Here is an 18,832-nt window from a genome sequence, read left to right as displayed (position 1 = left end):
AAGGAATGGGACAAAAGATGCTGCAATGCGCTCCTGCCATTCGGGTCGATGACCAGCCCGTCGGGATCCCCGGACCGCGGGCGGCTGCCGACGCCGAGACCCCACTCGATGTCCTGCGGTTCGTCATGGAAGCGAGGCAGCGGGGGGGGCAGGTTGCCCTGGTGACAATCACCGGCCTCATCGGCTCGTCATCCCGGCCGATCGGGACGCTGATGGGCGTGGCGGCGGACGGCGGTGTCGCCGGCTCGCTCTCAGGCGGCTGTATCGAGGCAGCCGTCGTTGCCGAGGCACGGGAGGCGATCCGGGAGGGGCAGCCCCGGCAGGTGCGCTACGGTGCCGGCTCACCTTACATCGACATCAGGCTCCCGTGCGGCGGCGGCGTGGATCTTCTGTTCCAACCCAATCCCGATCCGGGCGAGATCCGGGAGGCCGTTGCCTGTCTCGAGGGGCGGCAGCCGCTGGTCCTCGCGCAGGTCAGGGCAGGCGGCTTATGCATCCTCCCTGGCTTGGCCCGGCAGGTACCCGGCTGGCAGACGCCGGGCTGGCAGGGAGAGACGTTCATTTCCTGGTACGCGCCGCCGTTGAGGCTTGTCATCGTCGGGCACGGAGCGGAGAGCCTCGCGCTGGTCCGGCTTGCCCTGACCTGCGGCATCGCTCCAACTGTCCTATCACCTGACGAGCGGCTGCTGGCGCTGGCCACGACGATGGGCGCCCGCGCGAACCTCCTCACGCACTCGCGGCCTCCGCCAGATCTGCGCGCCGATCCGTGGAGCGCCGTCGTGTTCCTGTTCCACGACCATGCCCGGGAGATGTCACTTCTGGAGGAGGCGCTGACTCAGCCCTGGTTCTTCATCGGTGCGATGGGAAGCCGACGGACGCACGCCAATCGGGTGGCGATACTGCGCGAACGCGGGCTGCCGGAAGAGGCGCTCGCACGCATCGTTGCGCCGCTCGGCCTGATACCGTCGGCGCGCGATCCCGTCACGATGGCGCTCTCGGCACTGGCGCAGGTGGTTGATGGCTATCGGCAGGCAACGGTCGTGACGTAGCGGATGCCCCGAGCGAGCAGCCTGTCCCCTCGTCACGGCAGGCGCCTAGGGGTTTCATAACCCGTCTCCGGATGTCGCCTCGCGCTGAGAGCGTGGCCTTTCGCGCGCCGAGGATCGCAGGCCTGTCAGGAGGGTTGTCGAGATGCTGCTCGGCCGGGAACCAGCCGTCGCTCAGGCCAGGCTGGGCCGCCCGGGTGTAGAGCTAGCCGATCAGGCGCCGCCGGTCGCGCAGAGGGCGAAACGCCTGTTCGCCGGAGGAGGCGGTCACCACGTCGTATCCGTCCCTGCGGTGAGCATGGACGAGGCTGTTCGCGAGCCTCGCGTCGGTATCGACGATCAGGATGCATACGGGCCCGGTGCCGGGGGCGACCTCTCCGCTGGCGCCAGAGCCGCTGATGCCCGACTTATACGCACTGTCTGCCTCATCCTGCCCGGGATGCACTCGGCACCTCGGACGGGCAGCACGGCCTCGCGCGGATGAGGGCTTCGGGCAAGGCCGTGCTGCTGTGCATGCCACCGAGGGCCGGTCTCGTGTTCTGCCCCTACGGCCGAGGTTATTTGTTCCATGGTGCATGCTCGATCCAGGTCATGGCGCGATCCCACATGGAAAGCTGCGGAGCGCCGGTGACGATGGGCAAATTTGCCCCATGCCGGTTAGGCCGCCTTGCGGCAGGCCTCGCCGATGGTGTCGCTGATCTGCCGGCGCACGCCCTCGATGGCCTGCTCGCGGGCTTCCGGTCCGAAGGCCAGCTTCTCTGCCCGCAGGAAGGTCACGTCGGTGATGCCCATGAACGCGAGAAGATTGCGAAGATGGGGCTCCTGCGAGTCCATCACCCGCGCGGGTCCCTCGCTGTAGAGCCCGCCGCGGCTCTCGACGACAAGGGCGTGCTTGCCCTTGAGAAGGCCCTCGGGGCCGCTCTCGCTGTAGCTGAACGTGATGCCAGCCCGCAGCACGTGGTCGAACCAGGCCTTCAACGTCGACGGAATGCCGAAGTTGTACATGGGCGCTCCGATGATGAGCGTATCGGCGGCCTTGAGCTCGGCGATCAGCCCGTCCGACAGGGTACGGGCGGCTACCTGGGCTTCGTTGACGGGTTCCCCGCCGCGCAGCGCCGTCGCCGAGTCGGTGGTCAGGTGCGGAATGGGATCGCGTCCGAGATCCCGGGCGATGACGTGAAGGGCGGGATCGTGCGAGCGCAGGCGGGCGACGGTTTCCTCGACGAGTTGGCTGGAGACGGAGACCTCTCCGAGCGCGCTGCTGGTGATGACGAGAGCTGTGGACATATGACAATTCCTCCAAGGATTTCGGTCATTGCGGTGCGCTCGATCTAATGGTTCATGACATGCTGCATAAGACGCACATCCCGCACCATGCTGTTGCCTGGAAAGGAACGCCGCCGTGACCGAGCTGGAAGACCTGAGGAGCTTTGTGGAGGTCGTCGACAGTGGCGGCCTCAACCGCGCCGCGGCCCGCCTGGGGGTCTCCAAGTCGATCATCAGCCGGCGGATCACGCGCCTGGAGGCCGAACTCGGCACGCGCCTCCTCACCCGAACCACGCGCGGCATCAGCCCGACGGAAGCCGGTGCCGAGTTCAAGGCGCGATGCGACCGGATCCTGAGCGAGATCGAGGAAGCGCGCGACGCCGTCGCGCAGCAGGGGCGATCGGTGCGCGGGCGCCTTCGCCTCTCCGCCCCATTGGCTTTCGGCGTGCGGCACTTGGCACCGGTCCTGGGGGATCTGGCGCGGCTCCATCCCGCGCTCGAGCTGGACGTTTCGTATACCGACCGGGTTGTGGACCTGCTCGGGGAGCGGTTCGACGCCGCGATCCGGATCGGCTCCCTCAGTGACTCCAGCCTCGTCGTTCGCCGGATCGCGCCTGTCCATGCAGTGCTGGTCGCAAGTCCCGACTATCTGTCCCGTCACGGGCGACTACGCGCGCCGCAGGATCTCACCAAGCATGAATGCCTGATCTACACGGGCACCCTCGTTCCGGAGTGGCAGTTTCAGTCAAACCAGCGTCGGATAGCGATCCGGCCCGAGGGCCGCCTCAGGTCGGACAGCGGCGAAGCCATTCTCCAGTGGGCAATTGCAGGGCTCGGGATCGCCGACCTTCCATCGTTCCTGGTCTCTGACGCCATTGCGAGCGGCGCCCTCGAACCCCTCCTGCCGGATCATCCGAGGCCCGAGTACGGTATCCACGTCGTGCGGCCGCCGGGTTCCCATGTCCCGGGCAAGGTCCGGGCCCTGATCGATTCCCTTGTCGACCGTTTCGGGGGCACGCCAGACTGGGATCGGTGCCTGACCGGATCCACCGGGCGGTAGTTCTCCGACGGGACAGATCCCTCATATCCGCACTACAATCGAAGGCGTCGCCAGTCGCCGGGCGATGCGTGCATGGTCTTCGAAAACACGCGGGTGAAGTGGCTCTGGTCGGTGAAGCCGCAGCGGATTGCGATCTCGTTGAGGGACAGCTTCGGGTTTCGGAGCAGTTCCTGCGCAAGTTCGATGCGCCGCGCCAGGAGCCATTTGTGCGGCGGCAGCCCCGTCGCCGCCCGAAACGCCCGTGCGAAGTGGCTGCGGGAAAGGCCGCACTCTCGAGCGAGTTCGGCGAGGCCAACCTTCCCATCGATGTGGGTCAGCAGGATGTCCTTGGCCCGGCGCTCCTGCCAGGGAGACAAGCCTCCCCTGAATGGCCGCAGGACGGGAGGCTGCTCGCAGTAGAACGCGGTGAGATGTGCGAGCAGTGCTAGCGCGACATGATCGACGAAGAGCTGGTTCGCGGTCTCGGGCCACTCGAAGGCCGGCAGCAGGCACTCTCCCAGATTGCGGACGATTTCGTCCTCGAATGCGATGCCGCGCGGGGACCTAAGCTGTCCGATGGGAGGGAGCCCATGCTCCTCCCCAAACCGATCCAGGGCATCCCGCGAGGAGTATATGGAAATGCAATCGACGGTCCCATATTGCAGGGACGAGTGTTCTTCGTTGAGATCGAGCAGCATGAACTGCCCGCTGTTGATCGGTAGCCGTTGCATGGGCCGGCCATCCACCCAATACGGGCCGGCCGACAGATCGCGCCGCTGCAAACACACCAGATATCCGTTGTTTCGATCGAGCCGAGTTGGATTGCCAGATCCGGTATCGCGCCAGAGGACCCGCATGGCTGTGAGGTCGGCCAGAGGCAAGGCGCGAGTATTGAGGGTAGGTGGCTGATCGAGCCCCGCGAACTTTCCCAGGCGCCGTCCGGATACGTCAGTCACGCCCCGCTCCTCGGGACCGATTCGGATACGGAAAGAAAACGTGGCTTCACAGCAAGATTATGGCACTTTCATACAAATGCAGCACTCCCAAGGCTTCCGGGAAAGCCTAGTGCCGACAAAGCTGCTCACCATCTCCCAGTATCTGTCTCCTTTGCCGTGACAGCGTAGTGCGTCTGCTATTAGACCTGCGCCCCGCGCCGGAGATTGCATGATGTAACTCACCACACACCAAGCGCGTACCATTGTGCCGGGCGTCGAGAGCAAGGCCGGCGAGTTGGGGCCTCCCGTGTTCATCGCGGTGTGCGAGGCAAATAAAGTTGGCGAGAGGGAAACCTACGTCGAGGGGCTCAAACGAAACGCGGGATCGGCCCCCGTTGTGGCGTCGGATCCGGCAAGTCGATCTCGATCTCGTCGATGTAGCACCAGCCCAAGCCCTCGGGCGGATCATAGCCCTCGATGGTGGGATGCTCGGTCGCCGCGAAATGCCTCGTTGCGTGACGGTTCAGCGAGTCGTCGTAGCAGCCGACATGGCCGCAGGTCCGGCACAGACGCAGATGCACCCAGGGCGAGCCCGTCTTCAGGCATTCCTCGCACCCAGGAGCGCTTAGCGTGACGTCCCGGATAGTCGCGGCATGCCTGCATTGCCCCCTCATCAGGTCATCCTCATCGATTGGGGCACACGCGGTTGCCGACGTCGCCCTGCAAGGCAGGCGTGCAATGCCGCCACGACCTGCGCACCTTCTCCGACCGCGGCCGAAACCCGCTTGACCGAGCCCGAGCGCACATCGCCGATGGCGAAGACGCCGCTCCGGCTCGTCTCCAGGGGATGGCGCTCGTGGCCTGCCGCGGCTCCGGTGCGGATGAAGCCCTTTTCATCCAGAGCGATGTCGCTTCCTGCAAGCCAGTCGGTATTGGGATCGGCACCAATGAACAGGAACAGGTGGCGGATGGGGCACATCCCTTCCTCTCCCTGGCGGTTGCGCCACCGGATGGATTCGAGGGCCTCTCCCTGTCCGTCCAGCCCCGTGACCGTCGTCTCGGGCAACACCTTGATGTTCGGCTGCGCCTCGATGCGCTCGATCAAGTAACGCGACATGCTGGCCTCCAAGCCGACGCCACGCACGAGAAGCCACACCGTCTTCACTTGGCTGGCTAGGTAGACGGCCGCTTGCCCCGCCGAATTGCCGGCTCCTACCAAGGCAACCTCTTGGCCAGCGCAGAGCCGCGCCTCGATCGGGGAGGCCCAGTAATGAACGCTTGCCCCCTCGAACTGCGTCAGGTTGGCCACATCAAGGCGACGGTAGCGGGCGCCGCTGGCTATGATCACGGCTTGCGCGTGCACGGTCTCATCGGCTTCTGTCCTGAGCCTGAATTGCTGGCCGTCATCAGTAGCCGCGAGACTCAGGTGCTCGGCCTCGTTGGGGATCACCATCTCCACGCCGAACTTCTGCGCCTGGGTATACGCACGCGCCATCAGGGCCAAACCAGAGATCCCAGTCGGGAACCCGAGATAGTTCTCGATGCGGGCTGAGGCGCCCGCCTGCCCGCCAAAAGCGCGGCAGTCGAGCACGATCACGGAAAGACCCTCGGAGGCTGCATACACGGCTGCCGCCAGACCGGCCGGACCGGCGCCGATGATGGCGACGTCATAGAGCTTTGTCTCGTCAATCGCCTTCACGAGGCCGATGCAGCGGGCAAGCTCCCGCTCCCCGGGATTGAGCAGGAGCCGTCCGTCCGGGCACAGCACGATCGGCAGGTGATGGGGGTCCACATGGAAGCGCTCGACGAGACATCGGGCGCAGGGATCTGCGTCGGCGTCCAGGACACGATGTGGGTGGCCGCAGCGGGTCAGGAAGCCTTGAAGGCGCACCACGTTGCCGTCGTTCTGGCGCCCGATGATGATGGGTCCGCTGCCAGCACTTTCCAGGAGGCCGACGCGGCGCAGGATGAGGGCGCGCATGACGCGCTCGCCAAGGGTGGCCTCCTGAACCATCAGGTCACGCAGCCGTCGCGAGGGGATGACAAACGCGTCGACGGGCTCGATGGCTTCGGCCGACACGAGAGACGGGCGTTCGGAGAGCTGCGCCAGTTCGCCCGCGAAGCTGCCGGGGCCATGCACAACGATGGTCTCGTGCCGATCACTGCCATCATCCTGGCTGATCTCGATCTTGCCGGACACGATCACGATAAGTCCCGGTGCGATGTCGCCGGCCCTGACGATGCGTGCGCCTGCCTCAAATGCCGCCGCCTCTCCGAAGCGTCTTATCCGGGCTATCTCGTCCGGGGAAAGGGTGGGAAACATCTGGTCGCGACGGGCAGTGTACGTGGCAGACAGTGACATGGCTTCCACCATTCCGCTCAAACCATGCAACGCAGCCTATCCCGTAAGGCCCGGCTTGAACAGAACCCAGGAGGTAACCTGTAGCGAAGGGCGGTAGACCTCCCTTGCCGAGTAAAAGCGAGCTGGCCGCTATCCCGGGGGTGCAAAATTGTGGCCGCCGCCTCTCCGCAAGGCGTCGGGCGACGCGAACGGCGGCTTTTGGCACGCCTGAGACGTAGGTGTTTGGTCCGCTTCAGCGCTCAAGAGCTGACGTTTGTTGAGCAGCCAGCATATGAAATTTTGACCCGAAGGCGACCTTCCGGGAAATCTCTACATTTCCTGGAAGTGACGAAGCATGCGCGCGGCGTCCGGCTCTTTCCCCGTAAAGAGACGAAAGGCGCCGACGGCCTGGAACACGGCCATGCCACCACCTGCCATTGTGCGGCACCCGTGCGCTCTGGCCGCGCGCAGCAGCTCGGTCTCAAGGGGAAAATAGACAATGTCGGCCACCCACAGTTCCGGGCGGAGCAGATCGGCAGGAACGGCCATACCAGGATACTTGGCCATCCCTACCGGGGTGGTGTTGACCACCCCGTCAGCTCCGGCCACCGCCTCCGCTGGTGTGGGATTGGCGACGGCACGGTCGTGACCGAAGCGCTTGCGCAGGGCGGCTGCAAGACCTTCGGCCCGCTCCTCGTAGGTATCAATGATGAAGACCTGTCCGCCCCCGAGGGTCAGCAGGGCATGGGCGACCGCGGCTCCGGCACCGCCAGCACCGAACTGAACGACCCGGTCCCGGCGCACATCCGGCAGTTCGCGGCGGAAGCTCTCTGCAAAGCCCCACCAGTCGGTGTTATGCCCGATGCGACGGCCATCCTTCAGGACAACGGCATTGACGGCCCCGAGCGCTTCCGCGTCCGGCGACAGACCGTCGAGAAGCGGGATCACGGTCTGCTTGCAGGGATAGGTGATATTCAGGCCGGCAAAGCCGAAGCGCTGGGCGGCGGTCAGGATCTCCGGGAGAATACCTGCATCAAGGCTGAGCGCCTCAAGATCGATCAGCTTATAGACGTAGCGAAGTCCCTGCTCGGCGCCCTCCCGCTCATGGAGCGCGGGCGTGCGCGATGCCTGGATTCCGGCTCCCACTAGGCCAGCGAGAACAGACGGGCGCTTCCACGACTCCGCAACTTCACCCACCTCGAGGCTGGATCCTGACGGCAGCAACTCGCTCATCTCTGCCTCAGCCTTCGGCCGTCATGACGAGTTCGTTCATGGCCTGGACTGCCGCCGGATAACCTCTGACTCCGAGGCCGGCGATCACTGCGGTCGCAATCGGAGAGACATAGGACTTATGGTAGATCGGCTCGCGCCGATGAATATTCGTGATGTGCAGCTCGAAGATGGGGCCTGGGAACATCTTCAGGGCGTCCATCAGCGCCATGGATGTGAATGTTAACGCAGCCGGATTGATGATGATTCCGCTGCCCTCGTCGATGGCTTCATGCACCCAGTCAATGAGCTCGAATTCCCGGTTGGATTGCCGGAACACAATCGGGCGGTCCGAGGCCGCTTCCCGGCACATCGCCTCTACCTCGGCCAAGGTCGTGTGGCCATAGATCTCCGGTTCGCGCGTCCCAAGGCGATTCAGGTTGGGGCCGTTGAGGATGTAGATCGGTTTGGCCATCGATACGCTTTCCGTGAATGCAGCCGGCTATCCCTGGTAGCCGAAGAGGCGCGGCAGCCAGAGGACGGTTTCGGGCACGAAGGTGAGGATTGCGAGGGCTACGATCATCGCCAGGAGAAACGGCATGATGTCCCGCACGATATGGCGCAGGGGCGCCCCGGAGATGTTCGCCATGATGAACAGGAGCAGGCCGTAGGGCGGCGTGATCAGCCCGATCATGATGTTGACCACGGCCACGACCCCGAAATGCACCAGATCAATCCCCAGGGCCTGGGCTGTCGGGATGAAGACCGGAACGACGATCAGCAGGATGGCAGTCCCTTCGAGGACGCAGCCCAGCACGAGCAGAAGAACATTGACGAGGATCAGGAAGCCGACAGGTGACAGTTCCCACCCTGCGAGAAGTGCCCGCACCGTATCCGGAATGTTCTCTACGGTGACAACATAGTTGAACACCAAAGAGCCGGCGATCAGCATGCCGATCGATATGCTCGTACGAGCGCTGATCGCGAGCGAGTTGTAGAAGTTGCGCCAGCCGACGCTTCGGTAAAGGCCCACAGAGATGAGGAGCGCATAGGCTGCTGCAACGGCTGCCGCCTCTGTCGGCGTCATCACGCCGCTGTAGATGCCGCCGAGCAGGACGACGGGCATCATGAGGGACGGGAAGGCGTCCCAGGTGATCCTCGGCAGCTTTCTGAGCGGCACAGGCTTCTCGACCGGGAAGTTCCGGCGGCGGGCCGTGACAGCAACGATCGCCATCTGACTGAGCGCCATGAGCAACCCCGGGATGACGCCACCCAGAAAGAGGAAGCCGATGGAAGCGTCCGACACCAGGGCATAGAGCACCATTGGGATCGACGGCGGGATGATCGGGCCGATCACCGACGAAACCGCCGTGGTGGCTGCCGCATAGCTTGGCGTGTAGCGGCCGTCCCGGGTCATCATCACCTGCATCATGCGTCCGGTTCCTGCCGCGTCCGCGATGGCCGAGCCGGACATGCCGGCGAAGATGATGCTCTGGAGAATGTTGACATGGGCCAGCCCACCCCGGAACCGACCGACCAGGGCATTGCAGAAGGTCATGAGCCGGTCAGTCATGCTGCCGATGTTCATGAATTCCGCGGCCAGGATGAACAGCGGTACCGAGAGGATGATGTAGTTGGAGTACATCCCATTGAGGAGCTGTTCGGCCGCCGTTCCCATATCCTGCCCGGCGAGCAGCAGATACAGGATTGATCCGGCGATCATCGAATGGCCGATGGGCAGGCCGAGAAAGGCGAGGGCGGTGATCGCGACGAGGGCGAGCGAGAAGGGGCTTGCGAAGGTCATACGCCGGAACTCGCCTGAGTGGGGTCGATCTCGTCTGGCGCCGCCCCGCGCAGGGCCTGCCAGGCGATCCAGATGTAGCGAACGATGACGGCGACCGCGAACACGATGTAGATCGAGAACAGAAGATCGAACCTGATGTTCAGGTAGGACGAGCTCTGCACCTTCATGAAGATGACATAGTCGACGACGGCCGGAAGTGACACGAGGTAGAGAGCGATGAGCGCGGCGGCGGTGATGATGCACATGATCCGGCGTGCACCAGGTCCCACAGCGCCATAGATGATGTCGAACCGGATCTCCTCACGCTCACTAACCACGAACGAAGCGCCCCACAGAACAAGCCAGATCCACAGAATAGCGCTCAACTCATGGGTCCACCCGATGGGTAGATTGAGCAGATACCGGAATGCGATCTGGAGAAGGAAGGCCGCGAACATGGCGGCAAGCATGGCGGCCGCCACATTCTCGGCGCGCCGCGACAGCCAGCGTCCTGTGGATCGTGCAAACGCCATCATGCGAAGAACCTCCTGTCAGGCCAGGGATCATGGAAGGATCACGCAAAGGAGAACCGCCGGGATCACGTCCCGGCGGCAGCCGACGGCAGGCGTCACATCGCGTTGATCTTGTCCAGCATGCCCGGAGGCCAGCTCTTGGCGAGGTCGGAGGCCAGGTACTTCTTCTGCGCGAAGTCGCGGAAGGCCTTAAGATCGGGAGTATAGACGTTCAGGCCTTTTCCCTTGAAGAAGCTGACGAGTTCCGCCTCCTTCTTCAGGTGCTCCTGGGTGCTCCACTCGATAGCCTTGTCGGCCGCGGTCTGGAAGGCTGCCTGCTGCTCCGGCGTCATCGCATCCCAGACTTTATTGGACACGGCCAGGAGGTCGAATCCGACGAGGTGGGACGTCAGCGCGATCTGCGACATCACCTCGTAGAACTTCATATTCTGCACATTGGGCAGCGGGTTGTCCTGCCCGTCGATGGCGCCGGTCTGGAGGCCCGTATAGACCTCGGCATAGGCCATGGGCGTCGGGTTTGCCCCGAGTGCCGTCCCGAGAAACTGCCAGGCGTCACCGCCAGGCATGCGCAGCTTGATCCCCGCCATGTCCGCTGGGGTGCTAATCTTCTTCTCAGGCTTCAGGCCCACCTGCCTCGCGCCGAAATAGGTCGGGCCCAGGATGTGGATCCCGAGTTTATCGGAAGCCATCTTCTTCAGGTCCTCGCCGACCTCGCTCTTGAATACCTTTTTCAGGTGGTCGGCATCACGGAACAGATAGGCCGAGGTCACGATGGACCAGGCCGGGATCTGGTTGGAGATATCCTGCGGCGCGATGTTGCCCATCTCGAGGTTGCCGCGCTGCATGGCCACCAGCTCGGTACCTTGCTTGAACAGAGTGCCACCATAGTAGGGCTGGAGGGCAAAGCCCTGTGCCTTCAGGTCCTCTCCCAGACGCTTCATCATTTCCGCCCGGATGTCCTGCTCCGAGAAGACGGCCGAGAAGCGCAGTGGCTTCGATGTCTGTGCGGTCGCGGGTCCGCCCACTCCCCACGTCAGAAGGGCCGCGCTCGCGGCGATGAGAAGACGTCGATTAATGCTGAGTGCCATGTGTTCCTCTCCTAAGTTCCTACCGCGCAGTAGCCTGCGTCTTGGCAGGTACTATCCTCTCGGAGTTTTCCAAAATCAATAGGCATTCGGTGGAACATATGATATTTTGCGTTTAATCATATGAGAGCTGGTGCAGCGCTGGCTCTTGGCGCGTGGAGAGGACAGACAGTGCCCAGGATCGGAATGCCGGCCTCATGAGTGTAGAGTTGCTCGCCACATCCATCGCGGATCGAGCCTACGACCGGATCCGCACCGACATCGTATTTGGCCGGCTCGCCCCTGGCGCGAGGCTCCGGCTGGATCGGCTTGCGACGGCCTATGGAGCCAGCGTCAGCACCCTGAGGGAGATCCTCAGCCGCCTGTCCTCCGAGGGGTTGGTTCTTGCCGAAGGGCAGAGGGGCTTCCGGGTCTCTCCGGTTTCTCCGGCTGGCTTTGAGGATGTCGCCGCGATGCGGCTGCTCCTGGAGACCTATGCGATGCCGCTGTCCTTCGCGGCAGGTGACCTGGAATGGGAGAGCCGTGTCGTTGCCGCGCATTACAAGCTGGCCGTCCTGGAGCGCCGGATGATGGCGGGAGACCGCGACGGCACCGAGCTCTGGAAGCGGTATGACCGCGAGTTCCATCAGGTGCTGATTGAGGCCTGCGACTCCCAGACCCTCCTCGACCTCTATGGCGGGGTCTTCGACCAGTACCTCCGGTACCAGATGGTGGCGATCGTCTTCCGGGGAGAGATTGCAGCCGAGGAGCACAAGATCCTGCTCGATTGCGCCCTCGCACGCGACGCCGACAGAGCCTGCGAGGTGCTGACCCGGCATGTGAACGGATGCGTGGCCAGCACGCTGGAAAGTGGCGTTTTGCGATGACCGACGATGTGCAAGCCAGTCTCCAGATTCTGGCCGTAGGAGAAAGCGCCTACCAAAGGATCCGGACCGACATCGTGTTCGGTCGCCTCCCGCCCGGCAAGAAGTTGAAGCTCGACCAACTCAAGGCGAACTACGGCGCAAGTGTCAGCACGCTTCGCGAAATCCTGAACCGCCTCTCCTCTGAGCGGCTCGTTATCGCCGAAGGCCAGAAGGGCTTTGAGGTTGCTCCCGTTTCGATTGCCAATCTGAGGGAGATCGCGGCCCTTCGGCAACTCCTCGAATGCCGTGCGCTTGAGCAATCGTTCCGGGCCGGCGACGTGGAATGGGAGGGCCGCGTCGTCGCCGCCCACCACCGGCTTGCCCGGATGGAGGAGCGCATGGCGAGGGGAGACCGGACCAGCACCGAGGAATGGAAGCAATATGACTGGCAGTTCCACCAGGCACTCATCTCGGCCTGCGGGTCGAAGATGCTGATCGACACGCATGCGGCGGTCTTCGACAAGTATCTTCGCTACCAGATGATCGCTCTGAGCTACCGGGGCGAGATCGCAGCGCGCGAGCATGCCGAACTGCTGGAATCTGCTCTGCGAAGGGATGCCGAAGAAGCGTGCGAGGTACTAAGGCGCCACGTCTCCGGCGGGGTCGAGCATGCGCTCGCCACCGGAACCATCGGCTGAAGAGGGAGCGGCCCGAAACGGCAACAAGCTCCCGCACTCCAGAGAGGAAATGGATTAACGAGCATGCGCACTGCCATCGCCACTGTTTGCCTCAGCGGCACCCTGACCGAGAAAATCGAAGCCATAGCGGCGGCCGGGTTCAAAGGGGTCGAGATCTTCGAGAACGACCTTCTCTCCTTCAATGGCAGCCCCAAAGATGCACGACGGATGATTGAGGGGCTAGGGCTTTCCACGATTACCTTTCAGCCGTTCCGGGATTTCGAGGGTATGCCCGAGCCGCAGCGGTCGAAGGTGTTCGCCCGGGCGGAGCGCAAGTTCGACGTCATGGAGGAACTCGGCTGCGATCTTCTGATGGTGTGCAGCAACGTCTCGCCGGATGCCCTCGGAGGGATCGACCGGGCGGCCGCCGATTTCCATGAACTCGGCGAACGCGCCGCAAAACGCGGCATGCGTGTCGGATTCGAGGCCCTATCCTGGGGCCGGCACATTCACGACTACCGCGATGCCTGGGAGGTCGTGCGGCGGGCCAATCATCCGGCAGTCGGGCTCGTGCTAGACTCCTTCCACATCCTGGCCCGGAGGACGGACCTGTCGGCCATCCGCTCCATCCCGCCGGAGAGGATCTTCCTGGTTCAGATGGCGGACGCGCCCAAGCTCGACATGGACTATCTGTCCTGGAGCCGGCATTACCGCTGCTTCCCCGGACAGGGCGAGTTGCCCATCGACGAGTTCATGCTCGCGCTTCACGCGACCGGGTTCGACGGGCTCCTGTCCCTGGAGATCTTCAACGACCGCTTCCGCGCGGGTTCGACGCGCAGCGTCGCCATCGACGGCCAGCGCTCCCTGATCGTCATGCTCGACGAACTCCGCCAGAGAACAGGGGCGGTCTTCCCGGAACTCCAGGGCCTCCCGCCCAAAGCTGACTGCTCTGGTGTCGAATTCATCGAGTTCGCGGTCGATGAGCGCAGCGCCGTCGGGCTCGAGAAGAGCTTGATCGGGCTCGGCTTCCGCAAAGCCGGGATCCACCGCTCCAAGGCCGTGACCCGCTGGCGCCAGGGCGATATCAACATCGTCGTGAACGCGGACAAAGAGGGCTTCGCCCATTCCTTCAACATCACGCATGGCACATCCGTGTGCGCACTGGCGTTGCGGGTCAATGATGCGCCCGGGATGTTGGAGCGAGCCGTGATGCTGCTCGACCAGCCTTTCCAGCAGCCGGTCGGGCCTGGCGAGATGAACATCCCGGCGGTCCGTGGGCTTGGAGGCAGCTTGCTGTACTTCGTCGACCATAAGACCGGACTCGACCGACTCTGGGATGTCGATTTCGAACCCCTCAAGGACGGTGACTTTGCGGGTGCCGGGCTCACCACGGTCGACCACGTCTCCCAATCGATGCACTACGAGGAGATGCTGACCTGGCTTCTGTTCTACACGTCGCTTCTCGAAGTGCAGAAGACGCCTGTTCAGACGGTGATCGATCCTGGCGGTGTGGTTCAGAGCCAAGCCATCGAAACCCGCGACGGCTCGCTGCGTCTCATCCTGAATGCATCGCAGAGCCGACAAACGCTGTCATCCCGCTTCCTGAACGACCTTTTTGGATCCGGGGTCCAGCACATTGCGCTCGCGACCAGCAACATCTTCACAACCGTCGAGCACCTGAAGGCGAACGGGATCGAACTCCTCCCGATCCCCGAGAACTACTACGACGACCTCGAGGTGCGGACGGACCTTTCCGCCGATGACGTGGAGCGCCTTAGAGCGGGCAGCATCCTATATGACCGCGAGGGATCCGCCGAGTATCTCCAGGTCTATACCAGGATGATAGAGGGCGGGTTCTTCTTCGAGATTGTGGAACGACGCAACTATCAGGGCTATGGCGCAGTGAATGCGCCAATCCGACTGGCATCGCAGACACGCCTCGCATCTGCGGCATTGCCTTCTGGTATTTGAGATCAGGTGCCGCCCTCGAACAGAACTGCATGCACTGCGCAACTCGGCCCGTTTGTTTGCATGATCCCTCGCACCTGCTGCATAGTGTGAGCCCTCGCCGGACGCTGCCTGGCATACCGATCGGCGTATGGCCTTGTCCGGTTCCCGAGGCGGGGAAGGATAGCTGCATTGCTTCAGACCTCGTGAATTCTCAAAAGGTCTGAACTTGGCACTCCTGAGACGTGCACGTTTGGTCCGCTTTGCCACTCAAGTGCTGACGTTTGTTAAGAGGCCGGAAGGTGAATTTCTGACCCGTTGGAGACCTTCCCACTATCAAGACAGATCTTACATTCGGAGTTGGATGCAAGCGACACCGAAAGGGGCACTCAGGCCTAAAGGCATCCGTTTGGCTGCCCTGCGCCGGCGGCTTCGCGAGCCTTGTCCGGCAGTGGCACATCAGGATGGACAGTTTCCCTTACCGCTCGATCATCTCACGAATGCGGATTGCGAGCGCTTCCACCGCAAACGGCTTCGTGATCATTTCCATGCCCTGCTCAAGGAAGCCGCTCGCCACGGCCGCGTTCTCCGCATAGCCGGTGATGAACAGCACCTTGAGGTCAGGGCGATGCTCGCGGGCCTGATCCGCGAGTTGACGTCCGTTCATCCCCGGCAGGCCGACGTCCGTCACGAGAAGATCGATCCGTCGTGAGGATTGCAGCATCCTGAGGCCGGAAGGGCCGTCGACCGCCTCCAGTGCCCGGTATCCAAGATCCTTGAGCACATCGACGATCAGGTCGCGCACCACCGGCTCGTCCTCGACCACGAGCACCGTTTCACCCGTTTCTGACCGGGGTGCATCCGCCAATCCGGCTGTCTCCGCTTCCTCCTCCACCGCCCCGTTGAAGCGCGGCAGGTAGATCTTGACCGTAGTACCCTGGCCGACCTCGGAATAGATCCGGGCATGGCCCTCCGACTGCTGTGCGAAGCCGTAGATCATCGACAGGCCAAGGCCGGTTCCCTGGCCCAGCGGTTTGGTCGTGAAGAACGGATCAAAGGCGCGCTCGATCACTTCCGGCGGCATGCCGGTGCCCGTGTCGGTGACCGCGACGCAGACATACTGGCCCGGGCGCACCCCCGGGTGCAGCGCCGTGTAGGCGTGGTCAAGATGGGTGTTGCACGTCTCGATCGTGAGCCTGCCGCCATCGGGCATGGCGTCACGGGCGTTGATGGCCAGGTTCAGGATTGCACTCTCGAGTTGGTGCGGATCACAGCGCGTCAGCCAGAGCCCGCCGGCCGTGACAAACTCCATCTGGACCGCCTCGCCAAGGGTACGCCGGAGCAGGTCCTCCATCGAGACCACAAGCTTGTTCGTGTCCACGGTCCTGGGCGCCAGCGGCTGGCGACGCGCGAAGGCGAGAAGACGGTGGGTCAGGCCAGCGGCGCGCTGGGCCGAACTCATGGCCGCCTTGGCATAGCGCTCCACCGCCTCCGTGCGGCCCTGGGCAATGCGGGTCTGCATCAGGTCGAGCGAGCCGACGATGCCGGTGAGCAGGTTGTTGAAGTCGTGCGCGATGCCGCCCGTGAGTTGCCCGACGGCCTCCATCTTCTGCGCCTGCCGCAGCGCCTCCTCGGTCTGCCGCAGAGCCTCTTCCTGTTCCTTTGCAGCCGTGACGTCGCGGCCATAGGCGTAGACGAGATCTCCTTCTGCCGAGGTATGCCAGGAGATCCAGCGCGGCGTGCCGTCCTTGTGCGTGTAGCGGTTCTCGAAGTTCGTCAGGTCACGGCTGGACACCGCGTCGTCAAGGCCGCTCTGGGTGAGGGCGGCATCCTCGGGCCAGATGAAGTCGAGGAACGAGTGCCCGACCACCTCGTCCGGCGCATGCCCGAGGATCTCGGTCCAAGCCGGGTTTACGGCCCGAAAGATCCCGTCCGCGTCAACGACCACGAGCAGGTCGCGCGAGTTCTTCCAGACCCGGTCGCGCTCGGCGGTGCGCTCGGCCACGCGCGTCTCCAGCGTGTGGTTGAGGTCCCGCAGCGCCTCCTCGGCGCGCCTGCGTTCGCCGATCTCGTGCTGCGACGCCCGGAACAGACGGGCATTGTCGATAGCGATCGCCGCCTGGCCGGCAATCCCGGTCAGCAGGTTCTCGTGCTCCTGAGTGAACACGCTTGGCCTCTCATGGCCGAAGAAGAGCCCGCCCAGAACCTCTCCGGACCGGGAGATGACCGGTACGGCGAGATAGCTGCGGACGGGGAGGTGGCCCTTGGGCATGCCGTAGTACGGATCGTTCTTGCCGTAGCGCGGGTCTTTTAGGATGTCATCCGAGCGCACCACGCCTTCCCCGGCGAAGGTCGGGTGGAACACAGCGGTGTTGCTAGGCATCGGGAACCGGGAGAAGGCCTCCCGCGCAACTCCTGAGAGGGAGTAGAGCATGTAGCTCTCGCCCTGCTGGTTCACGACATTGTAGAAGAACGCGCCAAACTGTGCCCCTGTCAGGGCCACACCGGCATCAGTGGCGGCCTGGACCAGGGTGTCGAGGTCGAGTTCCGAGGCAAGCTGCGAGCCGATCCGGTTCAGGATCTCCAGGCGCTCCTTCTCCCGGGCGAGGGCCTGTTGGGCGATGTGGGTCTCGGTGACGTCATGGCCTTCGCAGAAGATGCCGATGATGCCAGCCTCATCGATTACCGGCTCGTAGATGAAGTCGAGAACGAGATGCTTCGCAGGTGCGCCAGGCGAGGCTTGCAGGCGGACCGGGAGATGGTTGGCCACAAACCGTTGCCCGGTCTCGTAGACCTGATCGAGCCACTCAAAGAAGCCCTGGCCCTCCAGCTCCGGGAATACGTCGCGGACGGTTCTCCCAACATAGTCACGATCCCCAAACAGCCGCACATAGGCCTGGTTGACGAACTCAAATACGTGGTTAGGTCCGGTCAGGACGGTAATGAAGCCCGGTGCCTGCTCGAACAGGCGCTGCTGACGCTCCTTCTCGGCTGCCTGGCGACGTTCGGCCATCACTTGGGCGGTGGTCTCGATGCAGGGGCAGAGGAAGCCAGCCACCGCGCCGGTCTCGTCCCGGATCGGCGTATAGGAGAAGGCAAAGTGGGTTTCCTCGCGGAAGCCGCGTCGCATCATGAACAGGGTGATGTCATCCATGTGGACCGGCTCGCCGGCATAGGCCTGCTCGACGATGGGGATGAGGTCGTCGCGGATCTCGTCCCAGACGTCCAGGAAGGGCTGACCCAGCGCCGCTGGATGTTTTTGGGCCAGGATCTCGGAATAGGCGTCATTGTAGAGCAGGATGCGCTCTGGCCCCCAGGCGATGAACATCGGCTGGGAGGAGCCGAGCATGACGCTGACCAGCGTCTTGAGCACCTGTGACCAGGTATGTGGCGGGCCAAGCGGGGTTGCCGCCCAGTCATGGGCGCGGATCAACGCTCCCAGGCACCCACCGCCGGAGAGGAAGTCCAGGGGAGCCGTGGGATCGGGCCTGCCGTGCATTACGCAGTATTCCTTTAGGCCGTGTCGTCGCCCCGAGCGGCGAGGATGCTCAGAGCCTCCACGTATCGTGCCCCACAGTTATCAGCCAAATTGGACGCCCCTCTTGTGTCGATGGCAAAGCGCCCGGGTACTTAGAACGTGACTGGGCCAGGACAACCCCACTCCCTTTGACGCGTGATCTGGCACAGCCCTTTCAGGAACGCCAGTGTGATGCAAAGGACGGGAAGTCGCCCGCGGGAGCCTTTTGGAGCCCATTACCAGCGCTCGATTGCCTTGATCAGCGCCTTCTGGAGCTGCGACTGTGGGAAGGGCTTGGGGACCACCGGATAGGTGCGAAAGTCCTCCCTTACCCCTTCAGCCCCATACCCTGTTGCAAACACGAAAGGGATCTTTCGATCCCGGAGCTTCTCCGCAACAGGGAAGACCTTCTCGCCGGCCACATTTACATCGAGCACAGCGGCGTCGATGTCCGTCGCCTCGATCAACTTCAAGGCTTCTGAGACTCTGGCCGCACTGGCCACCACGTCGCAGCCCATGTCGGCGAGCATGTCTTCCACCAGCATGGCAACGTGGCTCTCGTCTTCCACCACGAGGAGGCGCAATCCACTCAGCTCGGACATTGAGAGC

17 protein-coding genes are annotated in these 18,832 nt (G+C 63.5%); 5 read left to right on the top strand and 12 right to left on the bottom strand.

Annotated elements, in window-relative coordinates:
- Positions 1-5 precede the first annotated feature (5 nt).
- On the top strand, positions 6-1,049 hold the full coding sequence (locus LGR44_RS17345) for an XdhC family protein (RefSeq protein WP_319004866.1): 1,044 nt from the start codon (positions 6-8) through the stop codon (positions 1,047-1,049).
- Between the two features lie 202 nt (positions 1,050-1,251).
- Here LGR44_RS17345 and LGR44_RS17340 read toward each other — a convergent pair whose 3' ends face one another.
- Positions 1,252-1,491 carry a hypothetical protein gene (locus LGR44_RS17340; RefSeq protein ID WP_226741962.1) on the bottom strand — a complete coding sequence of 80 codons (240 nt, stop codon included), beginning with the start codon at positions 1,489-1,491 and terminating at the stop codon, positions 1,252-1,254.
- A gap of 212 nt (positions 1,492-1,703) precedes the next feature.
- Complete coding sequence (locus LGR44_RS17335; RefSeq protein ID WP_226741961.1) at positions 1,704-2,333, bottom strand: FMN-dependent NADH-azoreductase; 630 nt, start codon at positions 2,331-2,333, stop codon at positions 1,704-1,706.
- A 115-nt stretch (positions 2,334-2,448) separates the two neighbouring features.
- Here LGR44_RS17335 and LGR44_RS17330 point away from each other — a divergent pair, with 115 nt between their 5' ends.
- Entirely contained in the window at positions 2,449-3,372 is a 924-nt protein-coding gene (locus LGR44_RS17330; RefSeq protein WP_226741960.1) for a LysR family transcriptional regulator, read from the top strand.
- Positions 3,373-3,404: 32 nt separating this feature from the next.
- Here the strand turns inward: LGR44_RS17330 and LGR44_RS17325 are convergent, their stop codons facing one another.
- The 8 genes from LGR44_RS17325 to LGR44_RS17290 all read right to left on the bottom strand — a co-directional run bounded on the left by LGR44_RS17325 (position 3,405) and on the right by LGR44_RS17290 (position 11,240).
- A complete protein-coding gene (locus LGR44_RS17325; RefSeq protein ID WP_226741959.1) occupies positions 3,405-4,307 on the bottom strand; it encodes an AraC family transcriptional regulator in 903 nt (300 codons plus the stop codon).
- A 347-nt stretch (positions 4,308-4,654) separates the two neighbouring features.
- Positions 4,655-4,960 (bottom strand): UBP-type zinc finger domain-containing protein, encoded by a 306-nt coding sequence (locus LGR44_RS17320; RefSeq protein ID WP_226741958.1) that lies wholly within the window; start codon positions 4,958-4,960, stop codon positions 4,655-4,657.
- A complete protein-coding gene (locus LGR44_RS17315; protein WP_226741957.1) occupies positions 4,960-6,660 on the bottom strand; it encodes an FAD-dependent oxidoreductase in 1,701 nt (566 codons plus the stop codon). The genes LGR44_RS17320 and LGR44_RS17315 overlap by 1 nt, the downstream gene beginning before the upstream one ends.
- 297 nt (positions 6,661-6,957) lie before the next feature.
- Complete coding sequence (locus LGR44_RS17310) at positions 6,958-7,860, bottom strand: shikimate dehydrogenase (RefSeq protein WP_226741956.1); 903 nt, start codon at positions 7,858-7,860, stop codon at positions 6,958-6,960.
- 7 nt (positions 7,861-7,867) lie between these two features.
- On the bottom strand, positions 7,868-8,311 hold the full coding sequence (locus LGR44_RS17305) for a type II 3-dehydroquinate dehydratase (RefSeq protein ID WP_226741955.1): 444 nt from the start codon (positions 8,309-8,311) through the stop codon (positions 7,868-7,870).
- A 27-nt stretch (positions 8,312-8,338) separates the two neighbouring features.
- The gene (locus tag LGR44_RS17300; RefSeq protein WP_226741954.1) at positions 8,339-9,640 is read right to left on the bottom strand and encodes a TRAP transporter large permease; all 1,302 of its coding nucleotides are present in this window, start codon (positions 9,638-9,640) and stop codon (positions 8,339-8,341) included.
- A complete protein-coding gene (locus LGR44_RS17295; RefSeq protein ID WP_226741953.1) occupies positions 9,637-10,155 on the bottom strand; it encodes a TRAP transporter small permease in 519 nt (172 codons plus the stop codon). The genes LGR44_RS17300 and LGR44_RS17295 overlap by 4 nt, the downstream gene beginning before the upstream one ends.
- A gap of 92 nt (positions 10,156-10,247) precedes the next feature.
- Positions 10,248-11,240 (bottom strand): sialic acid TRAP transporter substrate-binding protein SiaP, encoded by a 993-nt coding sequence (locus LGR44_RS17290; RefSeq protein WP_226741952.1) that lies wholly within the window; start codon positions 11,238-11,240, stop codon positions 10,248-10,250.
- Positions 11,241-11,434: 194 nt separating this feature from the next.
- On the opposite strand from LGR44_RS17290, the gene LGR44_RS17285 reads away from it, so the two are divergent.
- From LGR44_RS17285 to LGR44_RS17275, 3 genes are all read left to right on the top strand, one after another.
- Entirely contained in the window at positions 11,435-12,103 is a 669-nt protein-coding gene (locus tag LGR44_RS17285) for a GntR family transcriptional regulator (RefSeq protein WP_226741951.1), read from the top strand.
- Positions 12,100-12,780 carry a GntR family transcriptional regulator gene (locus tag LGR44_RS17280; protein ID WP_226741950.1) on the top strand — a complete coding sequence of 227 codons (681 nt, stop codon included), beginning with the start codon at positions 12,100-12,102 and terminating at the stop codon, positions 12,778-12,780. Before LGR44_RS17285 ends, LGR44_RS17280 begins: the two co-directional genes overlap by 4 nt.
- 63 nt (positions 12,781-12,843) lie before the next feature.
- Positions 12,844-14,730, top strand: a complete 1,887-nt coding sequence (locus tag LGR44_RS17275) for a bifunctional sugar phosphate isomerase/epimerase/4-hydroxyphenylpyruvate dioxygenase family protein (protein ID WP_226741949.1) — start codon at positions 12,844-12,846, stop codon at positions 14,728-14,730.
- Between the two features lie 454 nt (positions 14,731-15,184).
- Here the strand turns inward: LGR44_RS17275 and LGR44_RS17270 are convergent, their stop codons facing one another.
- Together LGR44_RS17270 and LGR44_RS17265 are read right to left on the bottom strand one after the other, a co-directional pair.
- The gene (locus tag LGR44_RS17270) at positions 15,185-18,205 is read right to left on the bottom strand and encodes a PAS domain-containing protein (protein ID WP_226741948.1); all 3,021 of its coding nucleotides are present in this window, start codon (positions 18,203-18,205) and stop codon (positions 15,185-15,187) included.
- 254 nt (positions 18,206-18,459) lie between these two features.
- Positions 18,460-18,825: a response regulator gene (locus LGR44_RS17265; RefSeq protein ID WP_226741947.1), complete on the bottom strand. Its 366-nt coding sequence runs from the start codon at positions 18,823-18,825 to the stop codon at positions 18,460-18,462.
- Positions 18,826-18,832 lie beyond the last annotated feature (7 nt).

Source organism: Microvirga lenta (genome assembly GCF_020532555.1).
Lineage (GTDB): Bacteria > Pseudomonadota > Alphaproteobacteria > Rhizobiales > Beijerinckiaceae > Microvirga > Microvirga lenta.
Note: the sequence above shows the minus strand (reverse complement) of the source record. Positions and strands in the feature narration are given on the sequence as shown.

Excerpts from the sequence above, each read along its gene's own strand:
- LGR44_RS17345 (WP_319004866.1), top strand. The coding sequence starts at position 6 with ATGGGACAAAAGATGCTGCAATGCGCTCCTGCCATTCGGGTCGATGAC.
- LGR44_RS17335 (WP_226741961.1), bottom strand. The coding sequence starts at position 2,333 with ATGTCCACAGCTCTCGTCATCACCAGCAGCGCGCTCGGAGAGGTCTCC.
- LGR44_RS17320 (WP_226741958.1), bottom strand. The coding sequence starts at position 4,960 with ATGAGGGGGCAATGCAGGCATGCCGCGACTATCCGGGACGTCACGCTA.
- LGR44_RS17315 (WP_226741957.1), bottom strand. The coding sequence starts at position 6,660 with ATGGTGGAAGCCATGTCACTGTCTGCCACGTACACTGCCCGTCGCGAC.
- LGR44_RS17310 (WP_226741956.1), bottom strand. The coding sequence starts at position 7,860 with ATGAGCGAGTTGCTGCCGTCAGGATCCAGCCTCGAGGTGGGTGAAGTT.
- LGR44_RS17305 (WP_226741955.1), bottom strand. The coding sequence starts at position 8,311 with ATGGCCAAACCGATCTACATCCTCAACGGCCCCAACCTGAATCGCCTT.
- LGR44_RS17300 (WP_226741954.1), bottom strand. The coding sequence starts at position 9,640 with ATGACCTTCGCAAGCCCCTTCTCGCTCGCCCTCGTCGCGATCACCGCC.
- LGR44_RS17295 (WP_226741953.1), bottom strand. The coding sequence starts at position 10,155 with ATGATGGCGTTTGCACGATCCACAGGACGCTGGCTGTCGCGGCGCGCC.
- LGR44_RS17290 (WP_226741952.1), bottom strand. The coding sequence starts at position 11,240 with ATGGCACTCAGCATTAATCGACGTCTTCTCATCGCCGCGAGCGCGGCC.
- LGR44_RS17285 (WP_226741951.1), top strand. The coding sequence starts at position 11,435 with ATGAGTGTAGAGTTGCTCGCCACATCCATCGCGGATCGAGCCTACGAC.
- LGR44_RS17280 (WP_226741950.1), top strand. The coding sequence starts at position 12,100 with ATGACCGACGATGTGCAAGCCAGTCTCCAGATTCTGGCCGTAGGAGAA.
- LGR44_RS17275 (WP_226741949.1), top strand. The coding sequence starts at position 12,844 with ATGCGCACTGCCATCGCCACTGTTTGCCTCAGCGGCACCCTGACCGAG.
- LGR44_RS17270 (WP_226741948.1), bottom strand. The coding sequence starts at position 18,205 with ATGCACGGCAGGCCCGATCCCACGGCTCCCCTGGACTTCCTCTCCGGC.
- LGR44_RS17265 (WP_226741947.1), bottom strand. The coding sequence starts at position 18,825 with ATGTCCGAGCTGAGTGGATTGCGCCTCCTCGTGGTGGAAGACGAGAGC.